The sequence below is a fragment of the Nocardia sp. NPDC004415 genome, from assembly GCF_053602435.1.
Genome location: NZ_JBSGDP010000038.1, coordinates 22,181 through 45,473 on the forward strand (window position 1 = coordinate 22,181; position 23,293 = coordinate 45,473).

General features: G+C 70.6%; 25 protein-coding genes. 13 read left to right on the forward strand and 12 right to left on the reverse strand.

The genetic code is table 11. The features are described 5' to 3' along the window. Window positions 1–527: 527 nt before the first annotated feature. On the forward strand, window positions 528–1,484 hold the full coding sequence (locus ACWEMY_RS18750; protein ID WP_452391042.1) for a diguanylate cyclase domain-containing protein: 957 nt from the start codon (window positions 528–530) through the stop codon (window positions 1,482–1,484). Between the two features lie 54 nt (window positions 1,485–1,538). Here ACWEMY_RS18750 and ACWEMY_RS18755 read toward each other — a convergent pair whose 3' ends face one another. The 3 genes from ACWEMY_RS18755 to ACWEMY_RS18765 form a co-directional block, all read right to left on the reverse strand. Further along, window positions 1,539–2,045, reverse strand: coding sequence for a hypothetical protein (locus tag ACWEMY_RS18755; protein WP_452391043.1), 507 nt, complete (start codon window positions 2,043–2,045; stop codon window positions 1,539–1,541). A gap of 82 nt (window positions 2,046–2,127) precedes the next feature. Next, complete coding sequence (locus ACWEMY_RS18760) at window positions 2,128–2,931, reverse strand: Fpg/Nei family DNA glycosylase (RefSeq protein ID WP_452391044.1); 804 nt, start codon at window positions 2,929–2,931, stop codon at window positions 2,128–2,130. A 9-nt stretch (window positions 2,932–2,940) separates the two neighbouring features. After that, on the reverse strand, window positions 2,941–3,414 hold the full coding sequence (locus ACWEMY_RS18765; protein WP_452391045.1) for a ribose-5-phosphate isomerase: 474 nt from the start codon (window positions 3,412–3,414) through the stop codon (window positions 2,941–2,943). A gap of 192 nt (window positions 3,415–3,606) precedes the next feature. On the opposite strand from ACWEMY_RS18765, the gene ACWEMY_RS18770 reads away from it, so the two are divergent. Continuing rightward, on the forward strand, window positions 3,607–4,518 hold the full coding sequence (locus tag ACWEMY_RS18770; protein ID WP_452391076.1) for a M48 family metallopeptidase: 912 nt from the start codon (window positions 3,607–3,609) through the stop codon (window positions 4,516–4,518). Window positions 4,519–4,554: 36 nt separating this feature from the next. On the opposite strand, the gene ACWEMY_RS18775 is transcribed toward ACWEMY_RS18770, so the two are convergent. Beyond that, complete coding sequence (locus ACWEMY_RS18775) at window positions 4,555–5,199, reverse strand: mycothiol-dependent nitroreductase Rv2466c family protein (protein ID WP_452391046.1); 645 nt, start codon at window positions 5,197–5,199, stop codon at window positions 4,555–4,557. Window positions 5,200–5,346: 147 nt separating this feature from the next. Here ACWEMY_RS18775 and ACWEMY_RS18780 point away from each other — a divergent pair, with 147 nt between their 5' ends. From ACWEMY_RS18780 to ACWEMY_RS18790, 3 genes are all read left to right on the forward strand, one after another. Beyond that, complete coding sequence (locus ACWEMY_RS18780) at window positions 5,347–6,567, forward strand: NAD(P)/FAD-dependent oxidoreductase (RefSeq protein ID WP_452391047.1); 1,221 nt, start codon at window positions 5,347–5,349, stop codon at window positions 6,565–6,567. 85 nt (window positions 6,568–6,652) lie between these two features. Continuing rightward, complete coding sequence (locus ACWEMY_RS18785) at window positions 6,653–7,048, forward strand: YciI family protein (RefSeq protein WP_375936707.1); 396 nt, start codon at window positions 6,653–6,655, stop codon at window positions 7,046–7,048. Beyond that, window positions 7,045–8,253: an RNA polymerase sigma factor gene (locus tag ACWEMY_RS18790; protein ID WP_452391048.1), complete on the forward strand. Its 1,209-nt coding sequence runs from the start codon at window positions 7,045–7,047 to the stop codon at window positions 8,251–8,253. The genes ACWEMY_RS18785 and ACWEMY_RS18790 overlap by 4 nt, the downstream gene beginning before the upstream one ends. Window positions 8,254–8,335: 82 nt before the next feature. Here the strand turns inward: ACWEMY_RS18790 and ACWEMY_RS18795 are convergent, their stop codons facing one another. Beyond that, window positions 8,336–8,755: a MarR family winged helix-turn-helix transcriptional regulator gene (locus tag ACWEMY_RS18795; RefSeq protein WP_452391049.1), complete on the reverse strand. Its 420-nt coding sequence runs from the start codon at window positions 8,753–8,755 to the stop codon at window positions 8,336–8,338. Between the two features lie 72 nt (window positions 8,756–8,827). Here ACWEMY_RS18795 and ACWEMY_RS18800 point away from each other — a divergent pair, with 72 nt between their 5' ends. Further along, window positions 8,828–9,256 carry a MarR family winged helix-turn-helix transcriptional regulator gene (locus tag ACWEMY_RS18800; RefSeq protein ID WP_452391050.1) on the forward strand — a complete coding sequence of 143 codons (429 nt, stop codon included), beginning with the start codon at window positions 8,828–8,830 and terminating at the stop codon, window positions 9,254–9,256. A 5-nt stretch (window positions 9,257–9,261) separates the two neighbouring features. Then, window positions 9,262–9,744, forward strand: a complete 483-nt coding sequence (locus tag ACWEMY_RS18805; protein WP_452391051.1) for an NUDIX domain-containing protein — start codon at window positions 9,262–9,264, stop codon at window positions 9,742–9,744. 16 nt (window positions 9,745–9,760) lie between these two features. Here the strand turns inward: ACWEMY_RS18805 and ACWEMY_RS18810 are convergent, their stop codons facing one another. Beyond that, entirely contained in the window at window positions 9,761–10,705 is a 945-nt protein-coding gene (locus tag ACWEMY_RS18810; protein WP_452391052.1) for an AraC family transcriptional regulator, read from the reverse strand. A 123-nt stretch (window positions 10,706–10,828) separates the two neighbouring features. Here ACWEMY_RS18810 and ACWEMY_RS18815 point away from each other — a divergent pair, with 123 nt between their 5' ends. After that, window positions 10,829–11,521, forward strand: a complete 693-nt coding sequence (locus tag ACWEMY_RS18815) for an NAD(P)H oxidoreductase (RefSeq protein WP_452391053.1) — start codon at window positions 10,829–10,831, stop codon at window positions 11,519–11,521. Between the two features lie 51 nt (window positions 11,522–11,572). On the opposite strand, the gene ACWEMY_RS18820 is transcribed toward ACWEMY_RS18815, so the two are convergent. Continuing rightward, window positions 11,573–12,391: an NAD(P)-binding domain-containing protein gene (locus ACWEMY_RS18820; RefSeq protein WP_452391054.1), complete on the reverse strand. Its 819-nt coding sequence runs from the start codon at window positions 12,389–12,391 to the stop codon at window positions 11,573–11,575. A 126-nt stretch (window positions 12,392–12,517) separates the two neighbouring features. On the opposite strand from ACWEMY_RS18820, the gene ACWEMY_RS18825 reads away from it, so the two are divergent. Next, window positions 12,518–12,874 carry a winged helix-turn-helix transcriptional regulator gene (locus tag ACWEMY_RS18825; RefSeq protein WP_452391055.1) on the forward strand — a complete coding sequence of 119 codons (357 nt, stop codon included), beginning with the start codon at window positions 12,518–12,520 and terminating at the stop codon, window positions 12,872–12,874. An 18-nt stretch (window positions 12,875–12,892) separates the two neighbouring features. On the opposite strand, the gene ACWEMY_RS18830 is transcribed toward ACWEMY_RS18825, so the two are convergent. Together ACWEMY_RS18830 and ACWEMY_RS18835 are read right to left on the reverse strand one after the other, a co-directional pair. Beyond that, window positions 12,893–13,729 carry a phosphoribosylaminoimidazolesuccinocarboxamide synthase gene (locus ACWEMY_RS18830; protein WP_452391056.1) on the reverse strand — a complete coding sequence of 279 codons (837 nt, stop codon included), beginning with the start codon at window positions 13,727–13,729 and terminating at the stop codon, window positions 12,893–12,895. A 189-nt stretch (window positions 13,730–13,918) separates the two neighbouring features. Continuing rightward, window positions 13,919–14,875, reverse strand: coding sequence for a GlxA family transcriptional regulator (locus ACWEMY_RS18835; RefSeq protein ID WP_452391057.1), 957 nt, complete (start codon window positions 14,873–14,875; stop codon window positions 13,919–13,921). Window positions 14,876–14,945: 70 nt separating this feature from the next. Between ACWEMY_RS18835 and ACWEMY_RS18840 the strand changes: the two genes are divergently transcribed. The 4 genes from ACWEMY_RS18840 to ACWEMY_RS18855 all read left to right on the forward strand — a co-directional run bounded on the left by ACWEMY_RS18840 (window position 14,946) and on the right by ACWEMY_RS18855 (window position 19,927). After that, a complete protein-coding gene (locus ACWEMY_RS18840) occupies window positions 14,946–15,893 on the forward strand; it encodes an NADP-dependent oxidoreductase (RefSeq protein ID WP_452391058.1) in 948 nt (315 codons plus the stop codon). Between the two features lie 146 nt (window positions 15,894–16,039). Next, window positions 16,040–18,631, forward strand: coding sequence for an aminopeptidase N (pepN, locus tag ACWEMY_RS18845; RefSeq protein WP_452391059.1), 2,592 nt, complete (start codon window positions 16,040–16,042; stop codon window positions 18,629–18,631). A gap of 86 nt (window positions 18,632–18,717) precedes the next feature. After that, window positions 18,718–19,323: a ClpP family protease gene (locus ACWEMY_RS18850; protein WP_452391060.1), complete on the forward strand. Its 606-nt coding sequence runs from the start codon at window positions 18,718–18,720 to the stop codon at window positions 19,321–19,323. A gap of 13 nt (window positions 19,324–19,336) precedes the next feature. Continuing rightward, complete coding sequence (locus ACWEMY_RS18855; protein ID WP_452391061.1) at window positions 19,337–19,927, forward strand: ClpP family protease; 591 nt, start codon at window positions 19,337–19,339, stop codon at window positions 19,925–19,927. A 3-nt stretch (window positions 19,928–19,930) separates the two neighbouring features. Here the strand turns inward: ACWEMY_RS18855 and ACWEMY_RS18860 are convergent, their stop codons facing one another. Genes ACWEMY_RS18860 through ACWEMY_RS18870 form a run of 3 tightly spaced genes read right to left on the reverse strand, consistent with a single transcriptional unit; the run spans window position 19,931 to window position 23,246 of the window. Further along, window positions 19,931–20,767 (reverse strand): SDR family oxidoreductase, encoded by an 837-nt coding sequence (locus tag ACWEMY_RS18860; protein WP_452391062.1) that lies wholly within the window; start codon window positions 20,765–20,767, stop codon window positions 19,931–19,933. Next, window positions 20,764–22,233 (reverse strand): flavin-containing monooxygenase, encoded by a 1,470-nt coding sequence (locus ACWEMY_RS18865; protein ID WP_375936751.1) that lies wholly within the window; start codon window positions 22,231–22,233, stop codon window positions 20,764–20,766. The genes ACWEMY_RS18860 and ACWEMY_RS18865 overlap by 4 nt, the downstream gene beginning before the upstream one ends. Further along, window positions 22,230–23,246, reverse strand: coding sequence for a patatin-like phospholipase family protein (locus ACWEMY_RS18870; RefSeq protein ID WP_452391063.1), 1,017 nt, complete (start codon window positions 23,244–23,246; stop codon window positions 22,230–22,232). Before ACWEMY_RS18870 ends, ACWEMY_RS18865 begins: the two co-directional genes overlap by 4 nt. Between the last annotated feature and the right edge of the window lie 47 nt (window positions 23,247–23,293).

Sequence of the window (23,293 nt, forward strand, 5' to 3'; positions counted from 1 at the left end):
ACGAGTACCCGCAGGCACGGACGCTATGCCCGATTAGGGCCTAATGACCCTAGCTACGAATCCTCTTCGCGGACACGATGGTTGGTGCGCGCCGTCGGGGAACCGGCGCCGGCACCGCCGGGGGATTAAACAGGATGATTTTCCTTGAAAACCTCGCGTGTGGGCGGCGAGTAGGCAACCATGAGAGTGCGCGCGACCCGGCGAGGAGGGACCCATGGCGACCCAACGTCCACCACCCAGAACAGGGCTATACGCTGCACATTCGGGTGCTCTGAAAATTTCTTCGGAAACTGTGTAACGCCAGAGCGGCTGCAGCGATGTCATACCCGATCGCCATTCGCGAGAGACTGTAACGCGTGCTAGAACGCGACTTTTCGGTCTCGGGTGGCTTGCTAGGATCCTTTTTGCCGGACGGGGGTATCTGGAAAGGGGGCGGTGAGCGTGTACCGAACTCGGTGGACTCAACCGCGTAGCAGTGCGAACGAGCGAGGTGGCATGTCCGTCGCCACCGACCGCCGGTGATGTCGATGACTGTCCACATCGAGCCACCGGTCGCCGCGATGGCCCGCGCCTGGGCCCGCGCGGTGTGTGCCGAACCCGGATCGTCCACGGCGCCGCACCAGCTGGAGCCGGTTCTCGTCGAGATCGTCGAGCGCCTGCTGCACCTGGCCAGGACCGAACCGTTCCCGGTGCCGCAGGCACGGATGCTGGGTGCCCGGCTGGCCGAGGCGCCCTTCGAACGAACCAGGATGCTGGCGCACGCCACCCGCTGGCTGCTCGGCTTCCCCTCCGGCGTGCCCGGCTCGCTGGTGGCCACCCGCTGGCCGCTGGTCGCCAGCCAGGCCATCGACAGTTACGCGCAGGCGCTGCAGGAACGGGCGCTGGCGCAACAGGAACAGAACATCTCGGCGAAAGTGTCGCTGCGCGTCCAGGAGATCGCCGCGCTGCAGCACCGCTTGCGCCACGAGGCGACCCACGACGCCCTCACCGACCTGGCCAACCGCACGCTGCTGCAGGAACGGGTCCGCGCCTTCGCGGCCGACCCCACCCGTGGTGTCGGCGTGCTGGTGGTCGACCTGGACCGGTTCAAGCAGATCAACGACGGCTACGGGCACGCGATCGGCGACGAGGTCCTCGTCGAGCTGGCCAACCGGCTGCGCGAGGTGTGCCCGCCGGAGACGGTGATCTGCCGCTACGGCGGCGACGAGTTCGTCGTCGCGGCCAATCCGCGGCGCGACACCCTCGGCGAGCTGGCGCACCGCGTGGTCGCGGCGCTGCGCGACCCGGTGTGGTCGAGCGCGGGCCCGGTCCCGGTGTCGGCGAGTGTGGGCACGGCGTTCTGCGCGCCGGGAAACACGTGCGATTTCACCGACCTGCTGCGTCGCGCCGACCGCGCGATGTATTCGGCGAAATCCGCGGGCGGGCGGCGTTTCGCCCTCGCCGAATCGGGCGACCCCGAACTGGGAACGGCGGTCGCGGGCTGAGTCGGATCGCGAAGCCTGCACTTCGCGGTCCGGCTCAACCTATTCCGGTACGTGTCAGTGTTCGGTGTAGGCCGCGTGGTCGGCGGCTATCGCGGGAGCCGCGAGGTCGCGGCGACGCACCACCGCCAGCTCCGGGGCATACTGCTGGACCCCACCCAGCCGAAAAGCGCCACGGTGCTTGAAGAAGGCCCGCCGCAGTTCGGTGGCGCTCGGCCAGGTACCGTCGGCGCCACGGATCCAGACCAGGCCCGTGGCCAGCTGACCGATGGTCGAGCCGCAGATGCCGGGCAGTAGGACCCCATTGGCCAGCGTGACCACGAACAGCAGAACCGCCGCACCCACAACGGTCGGCAGATAGATATCGCTCAGCCGATCACGCTGCGTGAGCAGGACTGCCAGAAAGACGGCCACGACCGTCCCGAAAGCCACCGAGATGTCGATGACATTGGCGATTCCATTGCGCAGCACCCGCGGCGACGGATAGCGGCTGTCCCCCGTGGCCCCGTGCTGGTGCGGTGTGTACGCCGGACGACCCGCGTTGATGTTCCCCCGATAACTCATGCCGACATGATGGCACAGCGAGCCCGCTGCGGCGGCGGACACGGACATCCCTACCAGCGCAACCGATCCCCGCGATACAGACTCAGCGCGGTTGACAGGTGGGGCACCAGAACAGGTTTCGCCCTTCCATCACGGCGTGGGCGATCGGCGTTCCACACACCCGGCACGGCTCACCCTGGCGCCGGTAGACGTAGGTGCGGGGACGGTCCTGGGCGTAGGACGGGGCGCCGGTGTCGTGTTCGGGCCGGACGACGTGCATGCGCCCGGTCGCCACACCGATCGGCATGAGCTCGACCAGGTCGGCCCACAGCGCGTCCCACTCCTCGGCGGAGAGCGACGTGCCGGGCCGGTACGGCGAGATCCCGTGCCGGAACAACACTTCCGCGCGATACACATTGCCGACTCCGGCGATCAGCCCCTGGTCCATGAGCAGCGCGCCGATCGCCCTGCGGGAGCGACGGATTCGCGTGCCCGCGCGCTCGTGGTCGGCGTCGGGGCGCAGCGGGTCGGCGCCGAGCCGAGCGATCAGCGCGTCCACCTCGGCCGGGTTCATCACCTCGCACGCGGTGGGGCCGCGCAGGTCGGTGCCGAATTCGGTGGCGGCGCCGATCATCCGCATCCGCACCTGCCCGACCGGCGCGCCCATGGGCAGCCCGGATTCGCTGAACGTGCCGTACAGCCCGAGGTGCACGTGCACGGTCAGGCCAGCCTCGTAGTGATGCAGCAGATGTTTGCCGACCGCTTCGGCCCGCTCGAGCACCCGCCCGTCCACCAGCGCCGCGCCGTCGGCGAAGCGCCCCTGCGGACTCGAAACCCGCACCACCCCACCGGAGAACCGCTGCTGATGCAGGCCGGCGATCCGGTGGAGGGTGTGTCCTTCAGGCAAGGCCCTTGCTCAGTAGGCGGGAACCACGGGGGCCTCGCCGGACTTCTCGTAGTCGGCCAGGATGTCGATGCGGCGCTGGTGGCGCGGCTCCTCCGACCACGCCTGGCCCAGGAACGCGTCGACGATGGCGAGGGCTTCCTCGGTGGTGTGCATGCGGCCGCCGATGCCGATCAGCTGGGCGTTGTTGTGCTCACGCGCGAGCTTGGCGGTCTCCACGCTCCAGGCCAGCGCGCAGCGGGCGCCGGGGACCTTGTTGGCGGCGATCTGCTCGCCGTTGCCGCTGCCGCCGAAGACCAGCCCGAGGCTGCCCGGGTCGGCGACCGTGCGGCGCGCGGCCTCGATGCAGAAGGCGGGGTAGTCGTCGAGAGCGTCGTATTCGAGGGCGCCGCAATCGACGACCTCGTGTCCGGCCTCCTGCAGATGGGCCTTGACGTGATTCTTCAGTTCGAAACCGGCATGGTCGGCACCCAGGTAAACGCGCATGGCTGCGATTGTGTCAGGCCGCTTAGAGTCGTTTTCATGCACCCGCACGAACCGCATTCCCCGCCTTCGGCAGGTCCTCCACCGCCGCCGGTGACCCAGCCGACCGGCGGCTACGCACCCTTCCCCGGCTATCACCCGCCGGGCCCGCCGATCCCGCCGCAGCATCAGCCGCGTGGGTTGTCCCCGTACGGGATGCCCGCGCGGCATCCGTGGGAGATCCCGCTGCTGGTGGTGGTCATCATGCTCACCGCGGTCGCCTATCTGCTGGTGCTGCTGATGTTGTTGATCGAGGCGGTGGCCGGGCCGCTGGTCGACGATCAGGGCCAGGAGGTCGGCTCGGTGCTGACCAGCCCGTACGTGCTGCTGCTGTTGTTCGCGCCGATCCTGCTGTGGGCCGGGCGTGGCATGAACTACGCGACCCAGCGGATCAACGGCGTGAAGATGTCGCCCAGCCAGTTCCCGGAGGGGTACCGGATGGTGCAGGAGGCGGCGGCCCGGTTCGGGATGCGCAAGGTGCCCGACGCGTACGTGATCCTGGGCAACGGCCAGATCAACGCCTTCGCCTCGGGCCACGGTTTCCGCCGGTTCGTGGTGGTCTACAGCGACCTGTTCGAGATCGGCGGCGCCGCCCGCGATCCCGACGCGCTGGCCTTCATCATCGGCCACGAGGTCGGCCACATCGCGGCCGGTCACGTCTCCTACTGGCGTCAGCTGGGCATGTTCGTCGCGCCGTGGCTGCCGATCCTGGGTTCCTCGCTGATCCGCGCCCAGGAGTACACCGCCGACAACCACGGCTTCTGCAACCGTCCGCAGGGCGCCCCCGGCGCGATGGCCACCCTCGCGGCGGGCAAGTACCTCAACGCCGAGGTCGGCTTCGACGAGATGGCCGACCGCGCCGCCCTGGAGAAGGGCGGCTTCGTCTGGCTGGTCAACGCCATGGCCAGCCACCCCGTCCTCACCTGGCGCATGTGGGCCCTACGCGACCGCAGCAAACCCGGCCCCATGTTCTGGCGCCCGAAACCACCCCACCCCGGCGCCATCCCGCGCCCCGGCGGCTACCCACTGACCACGAAGACCCGGGCGCTGCCGCCCGAACCGGTCTGAGCCGACGGGGTGCCGCAGCGGCACCCCGTCCACGTCTCAATCGAATACAGGGTCTTCGGTGCGGGTGCGCTTCAGCTCGAAGAAGTGGGGGTAGGAGGCCAGGGCGACCACACCGTCCCACACACGGCCCGCGTCGTCACCGCGCGGAATCCGGGAGAGCACCGGGCCGAAGAAGGCGACCCCGTTGACGTGGATGGTCGGCGTGCCCACATCGGGGCCGACCTTGTCCATGCCCGCGTGGTGGCTCTCGCGCAGGGCCTCGTCGTAGTCGGTGACGGCGGCGGCCTCGGCCAGGTCGGCGGGCAGGTCCAGTTCGGCCAGGGCGTCGGCGACCACGGCGGCCAGGGTCTCCTGGGTGCTCGCGCGCTCGTAGTCGGCGCGGCGGTCGTGGATGCGGGTGCCCAGGGCGGTGTAGAGCGGCGAGAGGATCTCGTCGCCGTGCTTCTGGGCGGCGGCGATGGCGACGCGCACCGGGCCCCAGCCCGCGGCCATCAGGTCGACGTAGCGTTCGGGCAGGTCGTCCTTGCCCTCGTTGAGCACCGACAGGCTCATCACGTGGAAGCGCGCGTCGATATCGCGCACCTTCTCGACTTCCAGGATCCACCGGGAGGTGATCCAGCACCAGGGGCACAGGGGATCGAACCAGAAATCGACGACGTCCTTCGTGGCCTGATCGCTCACGAGTCTTCCTCTCGGGTCAGCGGGCGGCGGGCAGACGGGCTCGCCGACAGGTGCAACCGCGCGCGCCCCGGAATCGTTCCCCCGGCGGCCGGAGCGGATTAGGCTCGTCGGCGAGGAGTCCGGTCGCCCGCGAGAAGGAGTCCGTTCATGAGCTCGAACCAGCATTTCGTCGTCATCGGTGGCGGGCTCGCCGCCGCCAAGCTCGCCGAGGCCTTGCGCGCCAATGATTTCGACGGTCAGGTGACCGTGCTGGCGGGTGAGGAGAACCTGCCCTACGAGCGGCCACCGCTGTCCAAACAGCATCTGGCGGGCACCCAGCAGCTGCCGGATTTCACCGTCGACCAGGCCGCCTGGTACCGCGATCACCACATCGACCTGCGGCTGGGCACCACCGCCACCGCGTTCGACGCGCGCGCCAGGACCGTCACCCTGCCCGACGAGTCGACCCTGTCCTACGACAAGCTGGCGCTGGCCACCGGTTCGCGCCCGCGCACGCTGTCGATTCCCGGCGCCGACGCGCCGAATGTGTACACCCTGCGCACCATCGGCGATTCCGATGTGATCGCCGGGGTGCTGCGCGCCGATCAGCGGCTGGTGATCATCGGCGCGGGCTGGATCGGTCTGGAGGTGGCCGCCCAGGCCAGGGCCAGGGGCGTGGACGTCACGGTGGTCGAGTCGGCCGAGCTGCCGCTGCTGGGTGCGCTCGGCCCGGAGATGGGCGCCTTCTACGCCGAGGTGCACCGCGAGCACGGCGTGGACCTGCGCACCGGGATCGGCGTGGACGCCATCCTGACCGATGACGGCAACGCGACCGGCGTGCAGCTCGGCGACGGCACGGTCGTGCCCGCGCAGGCGGTGCTGGTGGCGGTGGGCGCGGCGCCCAATATCGAATCGGCCATCGCGGCCGGGCTCGACTACGACGGCGGCGTGCTCGTCGACGAATCGCTGCGCACCAGCGACCCCGATGTGGTGGCCGTCGGCGACATCGCCGAACAGCAGCATCCGGTGCTGAACCGGCGGGTGCGGGTGGAGCACTGGGCCACCGCGCTGAACCAGCCCGCGGTGGCCGCGCGGACCATGCTCGGCAGAGCCGCCGTCTACGACCGGCTCCCGTATTTCTTCAGCGACCAGTACGACGTGGGCATGGAGTACACCGGCTATGTCGGGCGCGGCGACGACGTGCGGGTGGTGGTGCGCGGGGAACCCGCCGAACGCGAGTTCGTCGCGTTCTGGCTCGATCCGCAGCACCGGGTGAAGGCAGGCATGAACGTGAACGTCTGGGATGTGACCGACCGGATCAAGCAGCTGATCCTGTCGGCCGAGCCGGTGGACCCCGAGCGCCTCGCGAATCCCGACGTTCCCCTGTGATCGGCGGGTCTGTCGAATCCGGCGCGGTGGCTCCGACCACTCGTCGAAGGCGCCGCCCCGGCGCCACGGAACAGGAGCTGGAGTCATGAAGTTCATGCTGGTCAAGACCTACGGCGAGGCCGCCTACTGTGATCGTCCGCTGCCCGACTGGGCGCCCGAGGACATCGCCGCGCACATCGATTTCCAGCGCGCGCTCGGTGCGCAGCTGGCCGCCTCCGGCGAGCTGGTCGAGGGACAGGGCCTGGCCGGACCCGAGCAGGCGCTGATCGTGCACTCCGACGGACGGTCGGCGCCGGTGGTCACCGACGGGCCGTTCCCGGAGACCAAGGAGTTCCTAGCCGGGTACTGGATCGTCGATGTCGACTCCCCAGAGCGGGCGATCGAGATCGCCGCGCAGGCCTCGGCCGCGCCCGGTCCCGGCGGCGCCCCGATCGGTGAGTACATCGAGGTGCGCCAGGTCATGAGCGCTCCGGAAGCGTGAGTGAGCCTCGCACCGAGGATCTGCTTCGTGAACTCGCGCCGCAGGTCCTCGGTGTGCTGGTGCGCCGGTTCGGTGATTTCGAACTGGCCGAGGACGCGGTGCAGGACGCCCTGCTCGCCGCGGCCACCCAGTGGGACACCGAGGGCAGGCCGGAGAATCCGCGCGGCTGGCTGATCCAGGTCGCCCAGCGGCGGATGGCCGACGCGGTGCGCGCGGAGGTGGCGCGGCGGCGCCGGGAGAACACGGTGTTCGCGCGGGAGGTGCCGGGTGCGGCCACCGCCCGCGACGACACCCTCGACCTGTATTTCCTGTGCTGTCATCCCGACCTGCCGCCCGCGGGCGCGGTGGCCTTGACGCTGCGCGCGGTGGGCGGCCTGCGCACCGGCGAGATCGCGGCGGCCTTCCTGGTCCCGGAAGCGACCATGGGCCAGCGTATTTCGCGGGCGAAGCAGAAGCTGGCCAGCCTGCCGCGGCCGTTCGCCGACGGCGCGAGCGACCCCGCGCGGCTGGGTTCGGTGCTGCGGGTGCTGTATGTGATCTTCACCGAGGGGCACACCAGCAGCGCGGGCGAGGATCTGGACCGGGCGGACCTGTCGGCCGAGGCGATCCGGCTCACCCGCGCGCTGCACGCGCTGCTCCCCCACGACACCGAGGTCGGCGGCCTGCTCGCGCTCATGCTGCTCACCGACGCGCGCCGCGCCGCCCGCTCGGGCCCGCACGGCGAGCTGATCCCGCTACCAGAGCAGGACCGTTCCCGGTGGGACCGCGCCCGGATCACCGAGGGCCTGCGCCTGCTCACCGCGACCATGCCCGCGGGCCTGACCGGCCCGTACCAGATCCAGGCCGCCATCGCGGGCCTGCACGCCCAGGCACCCCGCGTCGAGGACACCGACTGGCCGAGCGTTCTCGCCCTCTACACCCTGCTCGACCGCCTCACCCCGAACCCGATGATCACCCTCAACCGCGCCGTCGCCACCGCCATGGTCCACGGGCCCGCCGCCGGTCTGACCCTCACCGACACCGTCGCCGACGCGCTCGCCCGCTCCCACCGCCTCGCCGCCGTGCGCGGCCACCTGTACGAGATGGCGGGCGACCCGTCGGCCGCCGTCACCGAATACCACCGCGCCGCCCAGCAGACCGCCAGCACGCCGGAGCGCGACTACCTCCTGCTCCGCGCCGCCCACCTACACACCGGCGGCCGGTGAACACCCGCACCCTCGGACACCACTACCCTTCTACGCTGCCCGACTGTGCACCGAACGCCGGTCGGCTACCGGCGTCGCGCCGTCACAGCGCGGACTCCAGGTTGCCGATCATGCGGGCGAGAGTGGTTGTCAGAGCGTCGAATTCGTCGCGGGAGATGCCCTCCGTCATGCGTTCGCGGAGGGCGGCGACGGCACGGGCGGCACGCGTGTGGGCGGCGGCGCCCGCCTCGGTGACGGCGAAGCGTGAGTCGGCGTCGCGGGCGAGCCAGCCTCGGGCGATGAGCGCGCCGGTCAGGGCGGCGACGGAGTCGGCATCGGTCTCCCAGAACGGGCGCAGCGCGTCCTGGAGGGTGTCGGCGGCGGCGGGCGCGCGGACGAGGGTATTGAGGACCTGCCATTCGCGGCGGGTCATCCCCGAATCGACGGTGGCCTGGTCGAAGGTGGCTTCGATCAGCTGGTCCAGGCGTTTCACCTGGTAGCCGATCAGTCGGCGTTCGGTCATGGGTGACACCTACATATCCTCAGACAATTACATGTTCTTTTGCATGTATATGTTCGACGGTAGCATGGCGGCGTGGACGAGGTCGAGCGCATCGAACGGGCGATGATCGCCATCCGGCGGCGGCAGACACGGCGCGCGCTGGGCGCGGGCGAGCCGGGCGGGCAGGCGTTCGACGTGCTCGATGTGGTCGAGGACGCGACCGAGCCGACCGTCTCGACGGTGGCCGCCGCGTTGGCGGTCGACCAGCCGCGCGCGAGCAAGCTGGTCGCCACGGCCGTGGCCGGGGGGCTGGTGCGCCGCGTCGCCGATCAAACCGACGGGCGGCGCTCGCTGCTGGAACTCACCGACGCCGGGAAAGCGCTCGTCGAGCAGGCACACGATCGCCGTCGCGGCGCCTTCGATCGCGCGATGACGGGCTGGTCGGCGCGTGAACGCGGCGAATTCGCCCGCCTGCTGGGCCGTTTCGTCGCCGGGCTCGACCCCGCCGCTGAGGCAGACTGAGGTCCATGGCGGAGAAATTCAGCGCGGGGGTCCTGCTCTACCGGCGCGGCGGCGACGGGGTCGAGGTGCTGCTCGGGCACATGGGTGGACCGCTGTGGGCCAAGAAGGATCTCTCGGCGTGGTCGATCCCCAAGGGCGAATACGAGCCGGACGAGCAGCCCCGCGCGGCCGCCGCGCGCGAGTTCACCGAGGAACTCGGCCTGCCCGTCCCCGACGGTGACTGGACCGACCTCGGCCAGGTGCGCTACGGCAGCGGCGGCAGCCGCAAGACCGTCACCGTGTGGGCCGTCGAGGGCGACCTCGACACCGCCGCGATCGTGCCAGGCACCTTCGAGATGGAATGGCCGCCCCGTTCCGGCCGCACCGGCGTCTTCCCGGAGATCGACCGCGCCGAATGGTTCACCCCCGAGATCGCGCGCGAGAAACTCGTCACCGGCCAGCGCCCTTTTCTCGACCGCCTCACCACCCACCTCGACGGCGATGCCTGACCCGGGGTTGTCCGGTTCACGCGCGCACGGCGGTGCGGAATTCGGTGGGGCTCTGTCCGCGTGAGCGTTTGAAGGCGGCGCTGAAGCCGAAGGGGTCGGAGTAGCCGACGGTGATGGCCACCTGGGCGACGCTGCGGGCGGGGTCGGCGAGCAGTTCCTCGGCCTCGGCCATCCGCCATTCGGTGAGGTAGGTGAGCGGGGGCTCGCCCATCACCTCGGTGAAGCGTTTGGCGAACAGGGCGCGCGAGACCAGCGCCTCGGCGGCCAGACTCGCGACCGTCCAGCGCTGGAAAGGCTTGGCGTGGATGGCTTCCAGGGCCGGTCCGACCACCGGGTCGGCCATGCCGCGATACCAGGCGGGCGCGAATTCGCCCTGCTCGGTGAGCCAGCTGCGCAGGGTGCAGACCAGCGCCCAGTCCAGCAGCCGGTCCATCAGCGCCTGCGCGCCCGCCGTATTGCGGAACGCGTCGGCGGCGGCCTCCTCGAGCCAGGTGCACACGTCGGTGTCGCCGCCGACCACCATCACCGCGGGCAGGGCGCGCAGCAGGCGCTCGTGGCGCCGCCCGGAGGCGCGGTAGGCGCCGACGATCAGCGAGGTCTCCGACCCGGCACCGGTCACCTCGACCAGTTCCGGGGTGGCGCAGGCGAGTTCGGCCGCGCCGAAACCGCGGGGGACGAAGCAGGACAGCTCGTATTCCAGGCGCGGGTTCCCGGGCGCGGTGTCGCCGTCGAGCAACTCGAACGAGGCGCCGGCCTGCACGAGCGCGGTGTCGCCGAGGACCAGCCGGGTGCGCGATCCGTCGGCCAGCACGAGAGTGCCGCCGGGGCCGCGCAATACGGTGACCATGATCAGCGGCGCCTCGTCGGCGAAGCGGATCGTCCACGGGGCGCGCAGCACCGCGTGCGCCACCACCGAGCCGTCCGCACGGATTCCACTCAGCAACGAACTCAACGGATCCATACCCACCACCGTAGACGAATTCCTATCGCACGGAGATGATCACCCATAGATCGTCCACGCGATTTCCGGTTGACTCGGAGGAACCGGGGCAGCGCGCCCCCAAGACCAGCAGGGAGTCCCACCGTGTCGCAGTCGCTGTCCACCATCGAATCCGCTTCGCGCACAGCACTTGTCGTGCTCGCTCACCATCGCACCGATTCGCTGTCGGCGCATGTCGCGCAGCTGACGGTCGGCAGGCTCGCCGCCGCGGGCTACACCGTCGACCTGCTCGACCTGCACGCCGAGAACTTCGACCCCCGGATGACCGTGGCCGACCAGCCCGACTGGGGCGACCGTGACAAGCGGTACTCCGACGAGGCCGAGGCCCATATGGCGCGTATCCTGGCCGCGCGGGTGGTGGTCGTGGTGTTCCCGGTCTACTGGCAGAGCACGCCCGCCCTGCTCAAGGGCTGGATCGACCGGGTCTGGAACTACGGCTTCGCCTACGGCCGCAGCAAGCCCCGGCTGGCGGGCAAACGCATCCTGTGGCTCGGCCTCGCCGGTGCCACCGCCGCGGACGAGATCATCTCCGGCATGCACCAGGTACTGGAGGCCCAGCTCAGCGAGGGCCTGGCCTACTACAGCGGTTTCGCGCACTCGCGCGTCGGCCTGCTGCCCGATGCCGAGGACCAGCCGCAGAGTCTCGACAGCGAGGGCAATCTGGTGATCGGCGCGGCGATCGAGGGCGATGCCAGGGCCGCCCACTACGCGGCCTTCGACGCGACGGCGGAGCGCTTCGTCGACGAGTTCGTCGCCACCGAACTCGTCGACGCCTGAGCCACGCACCGGCGCGGCGACCATCTCCGGTCGCCGCGCCCGGCCGGGTTCTCACAGGCCGGTGAGTACGCGGCGCAGGACTCCGAACAGCTCGGTGGGCGTGCCGGATTCGGTGGCCGCCTTGTCGATCAGGTCGATGGCGGCGGCGGTGAATTCGTCGCTCTGTTCCTGGACGTACTGCTCGGGCGTGTCGATCCCGACGGCCTGCTCGGCGAGCGACAGCGTCATCGCCTGGAGGAACGGCGCCATCAGCGCGGCCAGTCGGGCGGCCGATCCGCCGGTGGTGCGCACCATCGCCCCGCCCTGCCGGAAGGCGGCGAATATGGCGTACATGCCGCCGAGGATCGACACGTCGTACATGGCGGCGGCGCCGGGATCGGTGCCCACGAACTCGGCGCGGCCGAACACCTCCAGCACCGGCCGGAACCGCTCGAAAGCGGCCGCCACCCCGCTGTAGAGCACGAAGGCGCCGGGCCCGCCGATCATCGACGGCACCGCCATGATGCCGCCGTCGATCCACGCGATCCGCCCTTCGTCGGCCCAGCGTCCGAGGGCGCGCGCCTGTTCGGGCGTGGTGGTGGTCAGGTTGACCACCACCCGGTCGCGCAACCGCTCGCGCGCGGGTTCGACGTGTTCGCGTACGGCCGCTTCGTCGAGCACGCACAGGATCACCAGCTCGGCCGCGGTGAGCGCCTCCCCCGCCGTCGCCGCCGCCGTAGCGCCCTCGGCCACCAGCGCCTCGGCCCGCGCGGCGGTGCGGTTCCACACGGTCACCTCGTGCCCGGCGGCCAGCAGCGCCCGCGCCAGCGCGGTACCCATGGCGCCGAGTCCGAGGACCGAAACCCGCTGTGCTGTCACCGAATCGGACATGTCTTCCCCTTGTCCCGTAGTGCGCACCACCGGTCGGTGCTGCCCTTCCAGGGTCGCCCCGCGCGATACAATCGACAAGTACCGACTATCAAGTCCAATACTCACCAAAAGGTAAGTGAGGCGCGCGTGAAGCAGCGAGAACGGCCGTATTCCTGCGGTATCGATGCCGCGCTCGACGTGGTGGGCGGCAAGTGGAAGGCGCTGATCCTGTGGGCGCTGTCGACCGGCACCCAGCGTTTCGGCGAGCTCAAACGGCTGGTGCCGGGGGTCACCGAGAAGATGCTGATCCAGCAGCTGCGCGAACTCGAGCACGACGGGATCGTGCGGCGCGAGATCTATCCGCAGGTGCCGCCGAAGGTCGAGTACTCCCTGACCGAGCTCGGGGTCGCACTCAACGCGGCGCTGGCGCCACTGGGCGCGTGGGGCAGCGCCCACATGGCGCACGTGTGCGAGGTGAAGGGCGTCGCGGCGCCGGTGCACTGACCGGCGCCGCGCACGGGGTCAGGCCGGGATACCGGTCCAGGTCTTGCCGGTGATGCGCTCGTAGGCGTCCTCGTACTTGCGGCGGGTCGCCTCGACGATGTCGGCGGGGATCTCCGGGCCCGGGTACTCCTTGTTCCAGCCGGTGGAGGTCGACCAGTCGCGCACGAACTGCTTGTCGAAGGAGCGCTGGGGGCGGCCCGGCTCCCATTCGTCGGCGGGCCAGAAGCGCGAGGAGTCCGAGGTGAGCACCTCGTCGCCGAGGGTGAGCACGTCACCGTCCCACCCGAATTCGACCTTGGTGTCGGCGACGATCACGCCGGCTGTGGCCGCGTGCTCGGCTCCGCGCGCGTAGATCTCGAGGGTCAGATCGCGCAGCTTCTCGGCGACCTCGCGGCCCTCCTGATTCACCACGTCGGCGAAGCTGATCGCCTCGTCGTGGCCCTCGGCGGCCTTGGTCGACGGGGTGAAGATCGGCTCGGGCAGCTTGTCGCCGTCGCGCAGGCCGGGCGGCAGCGCGATGCCCGACACGGTGCCGGACTGCTGATACTCCTTGAGGCCCGAGCCGGTGAGGTACCCGCGCGCGATGCACTCGACCTGCACCATCTTCAGCGGCTTGACCCGGATACCGCGCCCGGCGAACTCGGCGGGCACATCGGTGGCCGAGACCACGTGGTTGGGGATGCCGGTGAAGTACTCGAACCACCAGTTCGACAGCTGGGTCAGCAGCGCGCCCTTGTCCGGGATCGGGGTGGGCAGCACGACGTCGTAGACCGACACGCGGTCGGAGGCAACGAGCAGCAGGGTGTCGCCGTCCTCGTAGAGGTCACGAACTTTCCCGGCGTGCACATGCTTCAACGTCGAGCCTCCGAATCCTGGGCATACGGACTGATGTCCGTGCGAACTCTACCGGCCGGCCCGGCGCCGGATCGGGCCTGGTCACCGCGACGCGAGGCCGGTCACATTTCCCGGTGCAGCGGTCGCGCGGCGACGATCGCGTCGCCGAGGGTCGCGCCGGCGAGCCACTGTCGGCGGTGGGCCGAGGCGTCAGGCCGTCGCGCGGTCGTCCCCGACGAGCCGGAAGGTGCGGCGGTAGGCCAGGGGTGCCACGCCGACGCTCGCCTGGAAGTGCTGGCGCAGTGAGGTTCCGGTGGCGAAACCGACCCGCCCGGCGATCTGCTCGACCGACAACTCGCTGGCCTCGAGCAGGTGCCGGGCCCTGGCCACCCGCTGCTGGGTGAGCCAGCGGCCCGGGCTCATGCCGACCTCGTCGCCGAAGCGTCGGGCGAAGGTGCGTGGGCTCATACGGGCGTGGGCGGCGAGCTCGGTGATCGTGAGCGGCAGTGCCACGTTCTCCAGGGCCCAGTGCCGGGTCGCGGCGGTGCTCGCCTGGGCGGGATCGGGGACCGGCTGGTCGATGAATTGGGCCTGGCCGCCCTCGCGCCAAGGCGGCACCACACACAGGCGCGCCACCTGATTGGCCACCGCGCTGCCGTGGTCGGCGCGCACCAGGTGCAGGCACAGGTCGACGCCCGAGGCCGCGCCCGCCGAGGTCAGCACGTCACCGTCGTCGACGAACAGCACGTCGGCATCGAGCCGGACGCGCGGGAAGTGCTTCCGGAACGTGTCGGCCAGGCGCCAGTGCGTGGCGGCGGGGCGGCCGTCGAGCAGACCCGCGGCGGCCAGCACGAACGCACCGGTGCAGATCGAGACGATCCGGGCACCGGGGCGGACGCGCGCGAGCGCGGCGCGGGTGGACGCGCTCAGCCCGGCCAGCGCCTCGGCGGTGTCGCAGGAGGGAACGATCACGGTGTCGGCGGTGCTCAGCAGTTCGGGTCCGTGTTCGACGACGATCCGGAAGTCGGCATTGGTGCGCACGGGCTGCCCGTCGGCCGAGCAGGTCAGCACCTCGTAGCGATCGGTGAGGGTGCCGAAGATCCGTTGCGGCGTCGCGAGTTCGAACGGATAGACGCCGTCGAGAGCCAGAACCACCACGCGATGCATGGCACGATTCTATCGAATGATGACTATTCTGCCATTTTCCGGGCGACCGGATTCCGGCACCGTCTACGCCATGACCGAAACCATGCGCGCCATCAGCCAGGACACACTCGGCGGACCCGAGGTCCTGCGCGAGATCGAACTGCCCCGCCCCACCCCGGGTCCGAGCGAAGTGCTCGTCCGGGTGCACGCGGCCGGGCTCAACCCCACCGACTGGAAGCACCGCGCGCTCGACGGCCTGTTCCTGCCCCCGCCGCCGTTCGTGCTGGGCTGGGATGTCTCCGGTGTCGTCGAGGCCGTCGGCTTCGGCGTCACCCTGTTCGCACCGGGCGACGAGGTGTTCGGCATGCTGCCCTATCCCTACGGGCACGGGTCGATGGCGGAATACGTCACCGGCCCGGCCAGGGCGTTCGCCCGCAAGCCGGAATCCGTCGATCACATCGTGGCCGGGGCGACCCCGCTGGCCGCGCTCACCGCCTGGCAGGCACTGGTCGACACCGCGAAGGTCGAAGCGGGACAGCGGGTGCTGATCCACGCCGCCGCGGGCGGGGTGGGCCATCTGGCGGTGCAGATCGCGAAAGCGCGGGGCGCGTATGTGATCGGGACGGCCAGTGCCGCCAAACACGAACAGCTGCGGGCACTCGGCGCCGACGAACTCATCGACTACCGCACCGTCGACTTCGCGGAGGCGGTGCGCGACGTGGACATCGTGCTCGACACCCTCGGCGCCGAGAACAGCCTGCGCTCGCTACCGACGCTGCGCGCGGGTGGGCTGCTGATCACGATCAAGCCGACCGGAGTGGAGGAATTGCGCGCGGCGGCGGACCGCCTGGGCGTGCGGATGGCCGCCCTGCTCGTCGAGGCCGACCACGCGGGCATGACCGCCATCGCCGACCTGCTCGCCACGGGCACCATCGCACCCACCATCGCCGGGGTGTTCCCCCTCGCCGACTCGGCACAAGCCCACGCCCTCGGCGACACCGACCGCACCTTCGGAAAACTGGTCGTCACCGTGCGCTGACCCGGCGCGGGCGCGGCCGCTCCCGGGTCCGGTGCGAACCCGGGAGCGGCGGTGGGCGGCAGGTGGCATTGTGGACGCTGATGTGCGCGCCGGTGCCCACCGGAACGCACGACCCGTGCCGTGTTCGTCGACGACGAAGGAGATCTATGTCCGCCCCGAATCTCACCCGCGACCAGGCGGTCGAACGCGCCGCCACGGTGGCCGTGCGGAACTACCGGATCGAACTCGACCTCACCGACCAGCCGCGAGGCGCGGGGTCGGAAGTGTCGGACACCTTCGGTTCCAAGACCACCGTCACCTTCTCCGCGACGGCAGGGGCGAGCACCTTCGTCGATCTGGTGGCCGCGCAGGTGCGTTCGGCCGTGCTCAACGGCAACCCGCTCGACATCAGCGGCTACGACGAGTCGACCGGCATCGCGCTGCCGGACCTGGCCGCCGACAACGAACTGGTGATCGAGGCCGACTGCGAGTACTCGCATACCGGCGAGGGCCTGCACCGCTTCGTCGACCCGGCCGACGACAAGGTCTACCTGTACTCGCAGTTCGAGACCGCCGACGCCAAGCGCATGTTCGCCTGCTTCGACCAGCCCGACCTCAAGGCCACCTTCGACATCGTGGCCACCGCGCCCGCCGACTGGCAGGTGGTGTCCAACGGCGCCACCGCCCAGCAGCACAGCGTCGGCGCCGTCGTGCGCCACACCTTCGCCACCACGCCGAAGATGAGCACCTACCTGGTCGCCATGATCGCGGGCCCGTACGCCACCTGGACCGACTCCTACCGCGACGAGCACGGCGAGATCCCGCTGGGTCTGTTCTGCCGCGCCTCGCTGGCCGACCACATGGACGCCGAGCGCCTGTTCACCGAGACCAAGCAGGGTTTCGCCTTCTACCACGAGAACTTCGGCGTGCCGTACGCCTTCGGCAAGTACGACCAGCTGTTCGTGCCGGAGTTCAACGCGGGCGCGATGGAGAACGCGGGCGCGGTCACCTTCCTCGAGGACTATGTCTTCCGGTCCAAGGTGACCCGCGCCTCCTACGAGCGCCGCGCCGAGACCGTGCTGCACGAGATGGCGCACATGTGGTTCGGCGACCTGGTCACCATGAAGTGGTGGGACGACCTGTGGCTCAACGAGTCGTTCGCCACCTTCGCCTCGGTGCTGTGCCAGGCCGAGGCCACCGAATACACCAGCGCCTGGACCACGTTCGCCAACGTCGAGAAGTCCTGGGCCTACCGCCAGGACCAGCTGCCCTCGACCCACCCGATCGCCGCCGACATCCCCGACCTGCACGCGGTCGAGGTGAACTTCGACGGCATCACCTACGCCAAGGGCGCCTCGGTGCTCAAGCAGCTGGTGGCCTATGTCGGGTTGCAGCCGTTCCTGGCCGGGCTGCGCGACTACTTCGCCGAACACGCCTACGGCAACGCCACGTTCGACGATCTGCTGCGCGCGTTGGAGAAGGCCTCGGGCCGCGACCTGTCGGACTGGGGCGCGCAGTGGCTCAAGACCACCGGTCTCAATATCCTGCGCCCGGAGTTCACCGTGGCCGCCGACGGCACCTTCGAGAGTTTCGCGGTGGTGCAGGACGGCGCCGAGCCGGGCGCGGGCGAACACCGCGTGCACCGGATCGCGATCGGCGTCTACGACGATGTCGAGGGCAAGCTGGTGCGCACCCAGCGCGTGGAACTCGACCTGGCCGCCGCCGCGCGCACCGAGGTGCCCGAGCTGGTCGGGGCGGCGCGCGGTCAGCTGGTGCTGGTCAACGACGACGACCTCACCTACTGCTCGCTGCGCCTGGACCCGGAGTCGCTGGAGGTCGCGGTGCGGCGCATCGGCGACATCGCCGACTCGCTGCCGCGCACGCTGGCCTGGTCGGCGGCCTGGGAGATGACCCGCCAGGCCGAGATGAAGGCCCGCGATTTCGTGGCGCTGGTGCAGCGCGGGATCGGCGCCGAGACCGAGATCGGCGTGGTGCAGCGGCTGCTCATGCAGGCCAACACGGCCATCGGCAGCTACGCCGATCCGGGCTGGGCCGAGCAGGAGGGCTGGCCCGGTTTCGCCGACCGGCTGCTCGAGCTGGCCCGCGCCGCCGAGGCCGGGTCGGATCATCAGCTCGCCTTCGTCAACGCCCTGACCGGCGCGAAGCTGGCACCGCGACACACCGAGGTGCTCACCGCGCTGCTCGACGCCGACCCGTCGGCCGCCGGGCTGGCCGGCCTCACCGTCGACACCGACCTGCGCTGGCGCATCGTCACCGCGCTGGCCGCGGCGGGCCGGATCGACGCCGACGGGCTGCCCACCCCCGCCATCGACGCCGAACTCGCCGGTGACCCCACCGCCGCGGGCAAGCGGCAGGCCGCCGCCGCCGCCACCGCGCGCCCGATCGCCGAGGTCAAGGCCAAGGCGTGGGACACCGTGATGGGCGACGACTCGGTGCCCAACATCACCGCCCGCGCCATCGTCGGCGGGTTCGCCCCCGCCGGTCAGGGCGAACTGCTTGCCCCGTACGTGGACAAGTACTTCGCCCAGATCCCCGCCGTCTGGGAGCGCCGCTCCAGCGAGGTCGCCCAGACCGTCGTCGTCGGCCTCTACCCGCACTGGGCGATCAGCGAGGACGCGGTGGCCAAGGCCGACGAGTTCCTCGCCGGCGACCACCCGCCCGCCCTCTACCGCCTGGTCTCCGAGGGCCGCGCGGGCATCGAACGCTCCCTGCGCGCACGGGAATTCGACGCCAAGTAGAACCCACCCGCTCACGCTGCTCTGAGCAGATCCGCTGAGAGCAGCGTGAGCGGCGAATTCTGTTGTGCGCGGGGCACCGTGGAGCCATGGCACACGACGACAAGACCCCGATGTTCAGCTGGCGGGCCCGCGAGCAACTGTTCGCCCGCCGGATTCTCGTGCTCGACGGCGCGCTCGACGACGACAACGGCACGCTGCTCATCACCCAGCTGCTGACCCTGGCCGCGCAATCACCCGAGGCGCCGATCTCGCTGTGGATCCACTCCCCCGGCGGCTCGGTGCCCTCGATGCTCGCGATTCGCGATGTGATGCGCCTGGTGCCGTGCGAGGTGTCCACCCTCGCACTCGGATTGGCGTGCAGCGCAGGGCAGTTCCTGCTGTCCTCGGGATCGCCGGGGCGCCGCTTCGCGCTGCCGCACGCCCGCATCCTCATGCACCAGGGCTCGGCGGGCATCGGCGGCAGCGCGGTGGAGGTGGAGGTGCAGGCCGACGATCTGCGCTACACCGTCGACACGGTGCTCGGCCTGATCGCCGCCGACACCGGTCAGCCCTTCGACCGCGTCTACGAGGATTCCCTGCACGACCGCTGGTTCACCGCCACCCAGGCCCTGGACTACGGCTTCATCGACCACATCGTCGAGTCCTTCGACCAGGTCGTCCCCAACCGTCACCGCATCGGTATCACCGTCTAGCCGAGGAGGCACCGTGACCAGCTACACGATCCCCAATGTCGTGTCCCAGCATCGCGGGGGCGAGCGGATCACCGACATCTACTCGCACCTGCTCAGCGAACGCATCGTCTATCTCGGCACCCCGATCGACTCCGGGGTCGCCAACGCGCTCATCGCGCAACTGCTGCACCTCGAGTCCGACAGCCCCGGCCAGCCGATCAGCCTCTACATCAACTGCGAGGGCGGCGACCTGTCGGCCATGCTCGCCGTCTACGACACCATGTGCTTCATCAAGGCGCCGGTGCACACCACCTGTGTCGGCCAGGCCATCGCGGTCGGCGCCGTCCTGCTGGCCGGGGGTGCCGCGGGACATCGCGCCATGCTGCCGCACACCCGGATCGTGTTGCACCAGCCCGCGACCCGCGGTCAGGGCACCATCCCGGACCTGATCCTGCAGGCCGACGAGATCGTGCGCATGCGCGCGGCGATCGAGGCGATCCTGTCGAAGCACACCGGTCAGACCCCGGAGACCCTGCGTCGCGATACCGACCGCGACCGGGTGTTCACCGCCGAGACCGCGCTGGACTACGGGCTGGTCGACCGGGTGCTGCACGAACGGGAGTGAGCCTCACTGCTTTTCGATGCGGTCCAGGTAGGCGCGGCGGACCTTGTCGTCGACGCGGGTGATCGCGGCGTCGTCATGGGCGGCCTTGCGCAACACCCGCATCACCGGTTCGGGCACCAGCCCGGCGGCATTGGCGGCCAGGCCGACATACCCCGGCACGGCCGTCTCGGCGGCCCGCGTTCTGACAGTGCGCACCACGGCGGCGGCGATGTCCTCCGGGTCGACGGCGGGCAGGATGCCGTAGTCGATGCCGGAGCTCAGCTCGGTGCGCACCGCCGAGGGCAGCACCGCGCTCACGCTGACGCCGGTGCCGTCCATCTCCAGGCGCGTCGCCGCGGTCAGGCCGACGACGGCGAACTTGCTCGCGTTGTAGACGGCCAGGCCCTTGATCGGGAACTTGCCCGCCAGCGAGGCCACGTTCACCACGTGTCCGTAGCCGCGCGCGACCATGCCGGGCAGGGCCAGGCGCATGCCGTGGATGACGCCGTAGACATTGACGTCCATGGTGAGCTGGTCGATCCGGTCGGACTGGTCGAGGAACGCGCCGTTGGGCATCACGCCCGCGTTGTTGACCAGCACGTCGAGCGGGCCGCCACGCCACCGGGCGGCGGCGTCGAGGAAGGTCGCGTAGGAGGTCTTGTCGGTGACGTCGAGCGCGTGCCCGAGCGCGCGGTCACCGAGTTCGGCGGCGGCCTGCACGGCCAGTGCCTCGTCCAGGTCGCCGAGCGCGACGTAGGCGCCCGCCGCGACGAAATCCCTGGCGGTGGCCAGGCCGATCCCGCGGGCGGCGCCGGTGATCGCGACCAGCGCACCGTCCAGGTCGATCCGGGGGTAGCTCATGCTGCGTCCTTGTCCTCGTGGGTGATGGTGAAGTCGGCGGGGTCGAAGGCGCTCACCCGGCGGGTCAGTTCGCCGGTGGACCACGGCCAGCTGAAGCTGTTGCGGCCGTTGACATCCAGGTAGTAACTCTGGCAACCGCCCGCGTTGTAGACGGTGCTCACCAGCGCGTCCTGCACCTGGTCGACGTAGTCGGCCTGCACCTGCGGGCGCACGTCGAGCACCGACCAGCCCGCGCGCCGGGCGCCGGTGATCGCCGACACCAGGTAGTCCACCTGGGCCTCCAGGATCGCGAACGCCGAGGAATGACCGGTGCCGAGGCTGGGGCCGAGCACGGTGAAGGCGTTGGGGAAACCGGTGGTCACCGTGCCCAGGTACGCCTCCGGCGAGCCCTTCCAGTGTTCGGCCATGCTGCGGCCGTCGGCGCCGAAGACGATGTCGGCCAGCGGGGTGTCGAGGATGTGGAAGCCGGTGCCGAGGATGACGGCGTCGACCTCGGCGGTGCTGCCGTCGGACCCGACGACGGTGCTGCCCCGGAACTCGGCCACGCCGGTGGCATGCACGTCGACATTGGGGCGGGTCAGCGACTGCAGGTAGCTGTTGGAGAACAGGATCCGCTTGCAGCCCAGCAGATAGTCGGGGGTGAGCTTGGCGCGCAGCGCCGGATCACGCACCACCGCGCGCAGATACGCCGAGCCGACGGCCTGCACCGTCTGCATGAGCGGGCGCGGATGCCGGAACGCGACACCGAGCCCCTCCATGATGGTGTACTCGATCCGCCGCAACGCCTTGTGCGCGAACGGAACCCGGCGCATCACCCGCTTCTCCACCTCGGGCACCGGATGATCGAACTTCGGCAGCACCCACTGCGCGGTGCGCTGGAACAGGTGCAGTTCGGCCACCTCGGGCGCGATGGCGGGCACGAACTGCACCGCCGAGGCACCCGAGCCCACCACCGCCACCCGCTTGCCGCGCAGGTCGTAGTCGTGGTTCCAGCGCGCGGAATGGAAGACCTCGCCGGGGAATTCGGCCAGGCCGGGGATCTCGGGGAAGCGCGGCTCGTTCCACGGGCCCGCGGCCGAGACGACGAAGCGCGCCGTGAGCTCGCCGTCGCTGGTGCTCAGCCGCCAGCGGTCCTCGGCCCAGTGCGCGGCGGTGACCTCGACGCCGAAGCGGGTCCGCGCGGCCAGCCCGCGCTCGCGCGCCACCCGCTCGACGTAGGCGAGGATCTCCGGCTGCGGCGCGAACAGCCGCGACCATTCGCTGTTGGGCGCGAAGGAGAACGAGTACAGCCCCGAGGGCACATCGCAGGCGCAGCCCGGATAGGTGTTGGCGCGCCAGGTGCCGCCGAAGGTCTCGGCCTTCTCGACGATCAGCACGTCGTCGATGCCCGCCTCGGCCAGTTTGATCGCCGCGCAGATACCGGAGATACCGGCGCCGATCACGATCACGTCGTGGTGGTTGCTCACAGGGTGACTCCTTCGTGTGCCGCGCGGACGGCCGCCGCGACACGGGTGGGTGCGGTGCGGCGGGCGATCTCCAGCGTCGCCGCGCGCCGCGCGATATCCATGAAATTCGGGCCCATCACGGCCAGGTCGACGGCGCTGGGCTCGACCCGGATCACCCGGGTGCCCGCCGCTCGCAGCTGGGCGATCTCGCGATCGAGACCGCGGGTCATCTGCGCGCGCAGCAGCCGTTCCACGCGGTCCACGCCGGTGGCGGGTTCGCCGCCGGCCGAGGTCATCGGGGCGATCACGACCACCTCGTCGAGTTCCAGCGGCGCGAGCAGGTCGGCCGAGACCGAGGAGACCGCGCCGCCGTCGACGTAGTCGCGATCGGCGATGCGTACCGGCGGGAACCAGCCGGGGATCGCCCAGGACGCGGCGATGGCGTCACCGAGGGGGACGGCGGGCATCCGGCCATCGGGTTCGGCAACCCTGGCGGCGGACTGCGCCGCGACCGGTCGGGCTGCCGGCAGCGAGCCGGCCGCGCCGAAGGCCACGCGTTCGCCGGTAGCAGCGTCGGCGGCGATCAACCAGGTGGCCGGGTGTCGCACCCAGCCGTCCGGGGCGGCCAGCGCCCGGCCGAAGTCGCGCAGCCAGCCCGCGTCACCGCCGCCGCGCGGCAGCAGACCGGCCAGCGCGGTGTAGGCCGAGCCGCGGCGCACGCCCGCGCCGATCAGGCCGAGACCGGGCAGCCCGAGTCGCGGGAGCGGGGGCAGCTTGCCCGGGTCCGCGGCCACGTGCCGGGCGAGCACCGGGTCGGCGCCGGGGGCGGCGTCGAGAGCGGCGAGCAGGTCGGCGGGGGTGCGGCCGGAGCCGAGCGCGGCGACGATCTCCGCCCCGGCCGAGGTGCCGATGAGGACCTCGGCGGTGCGCGCGTCCCAGTCGAGGGCGCGTTCGACCGCCGCGAGGGCGACCGCGGTCCAGGCGAAGCCGAGGACGCCACCGCATCCGATGGCGAGGCCACGTCGAGTAGTCATGATTCGGATACTAACGGTATTTGAATTCCAGCGGTAGCCCTACTTGC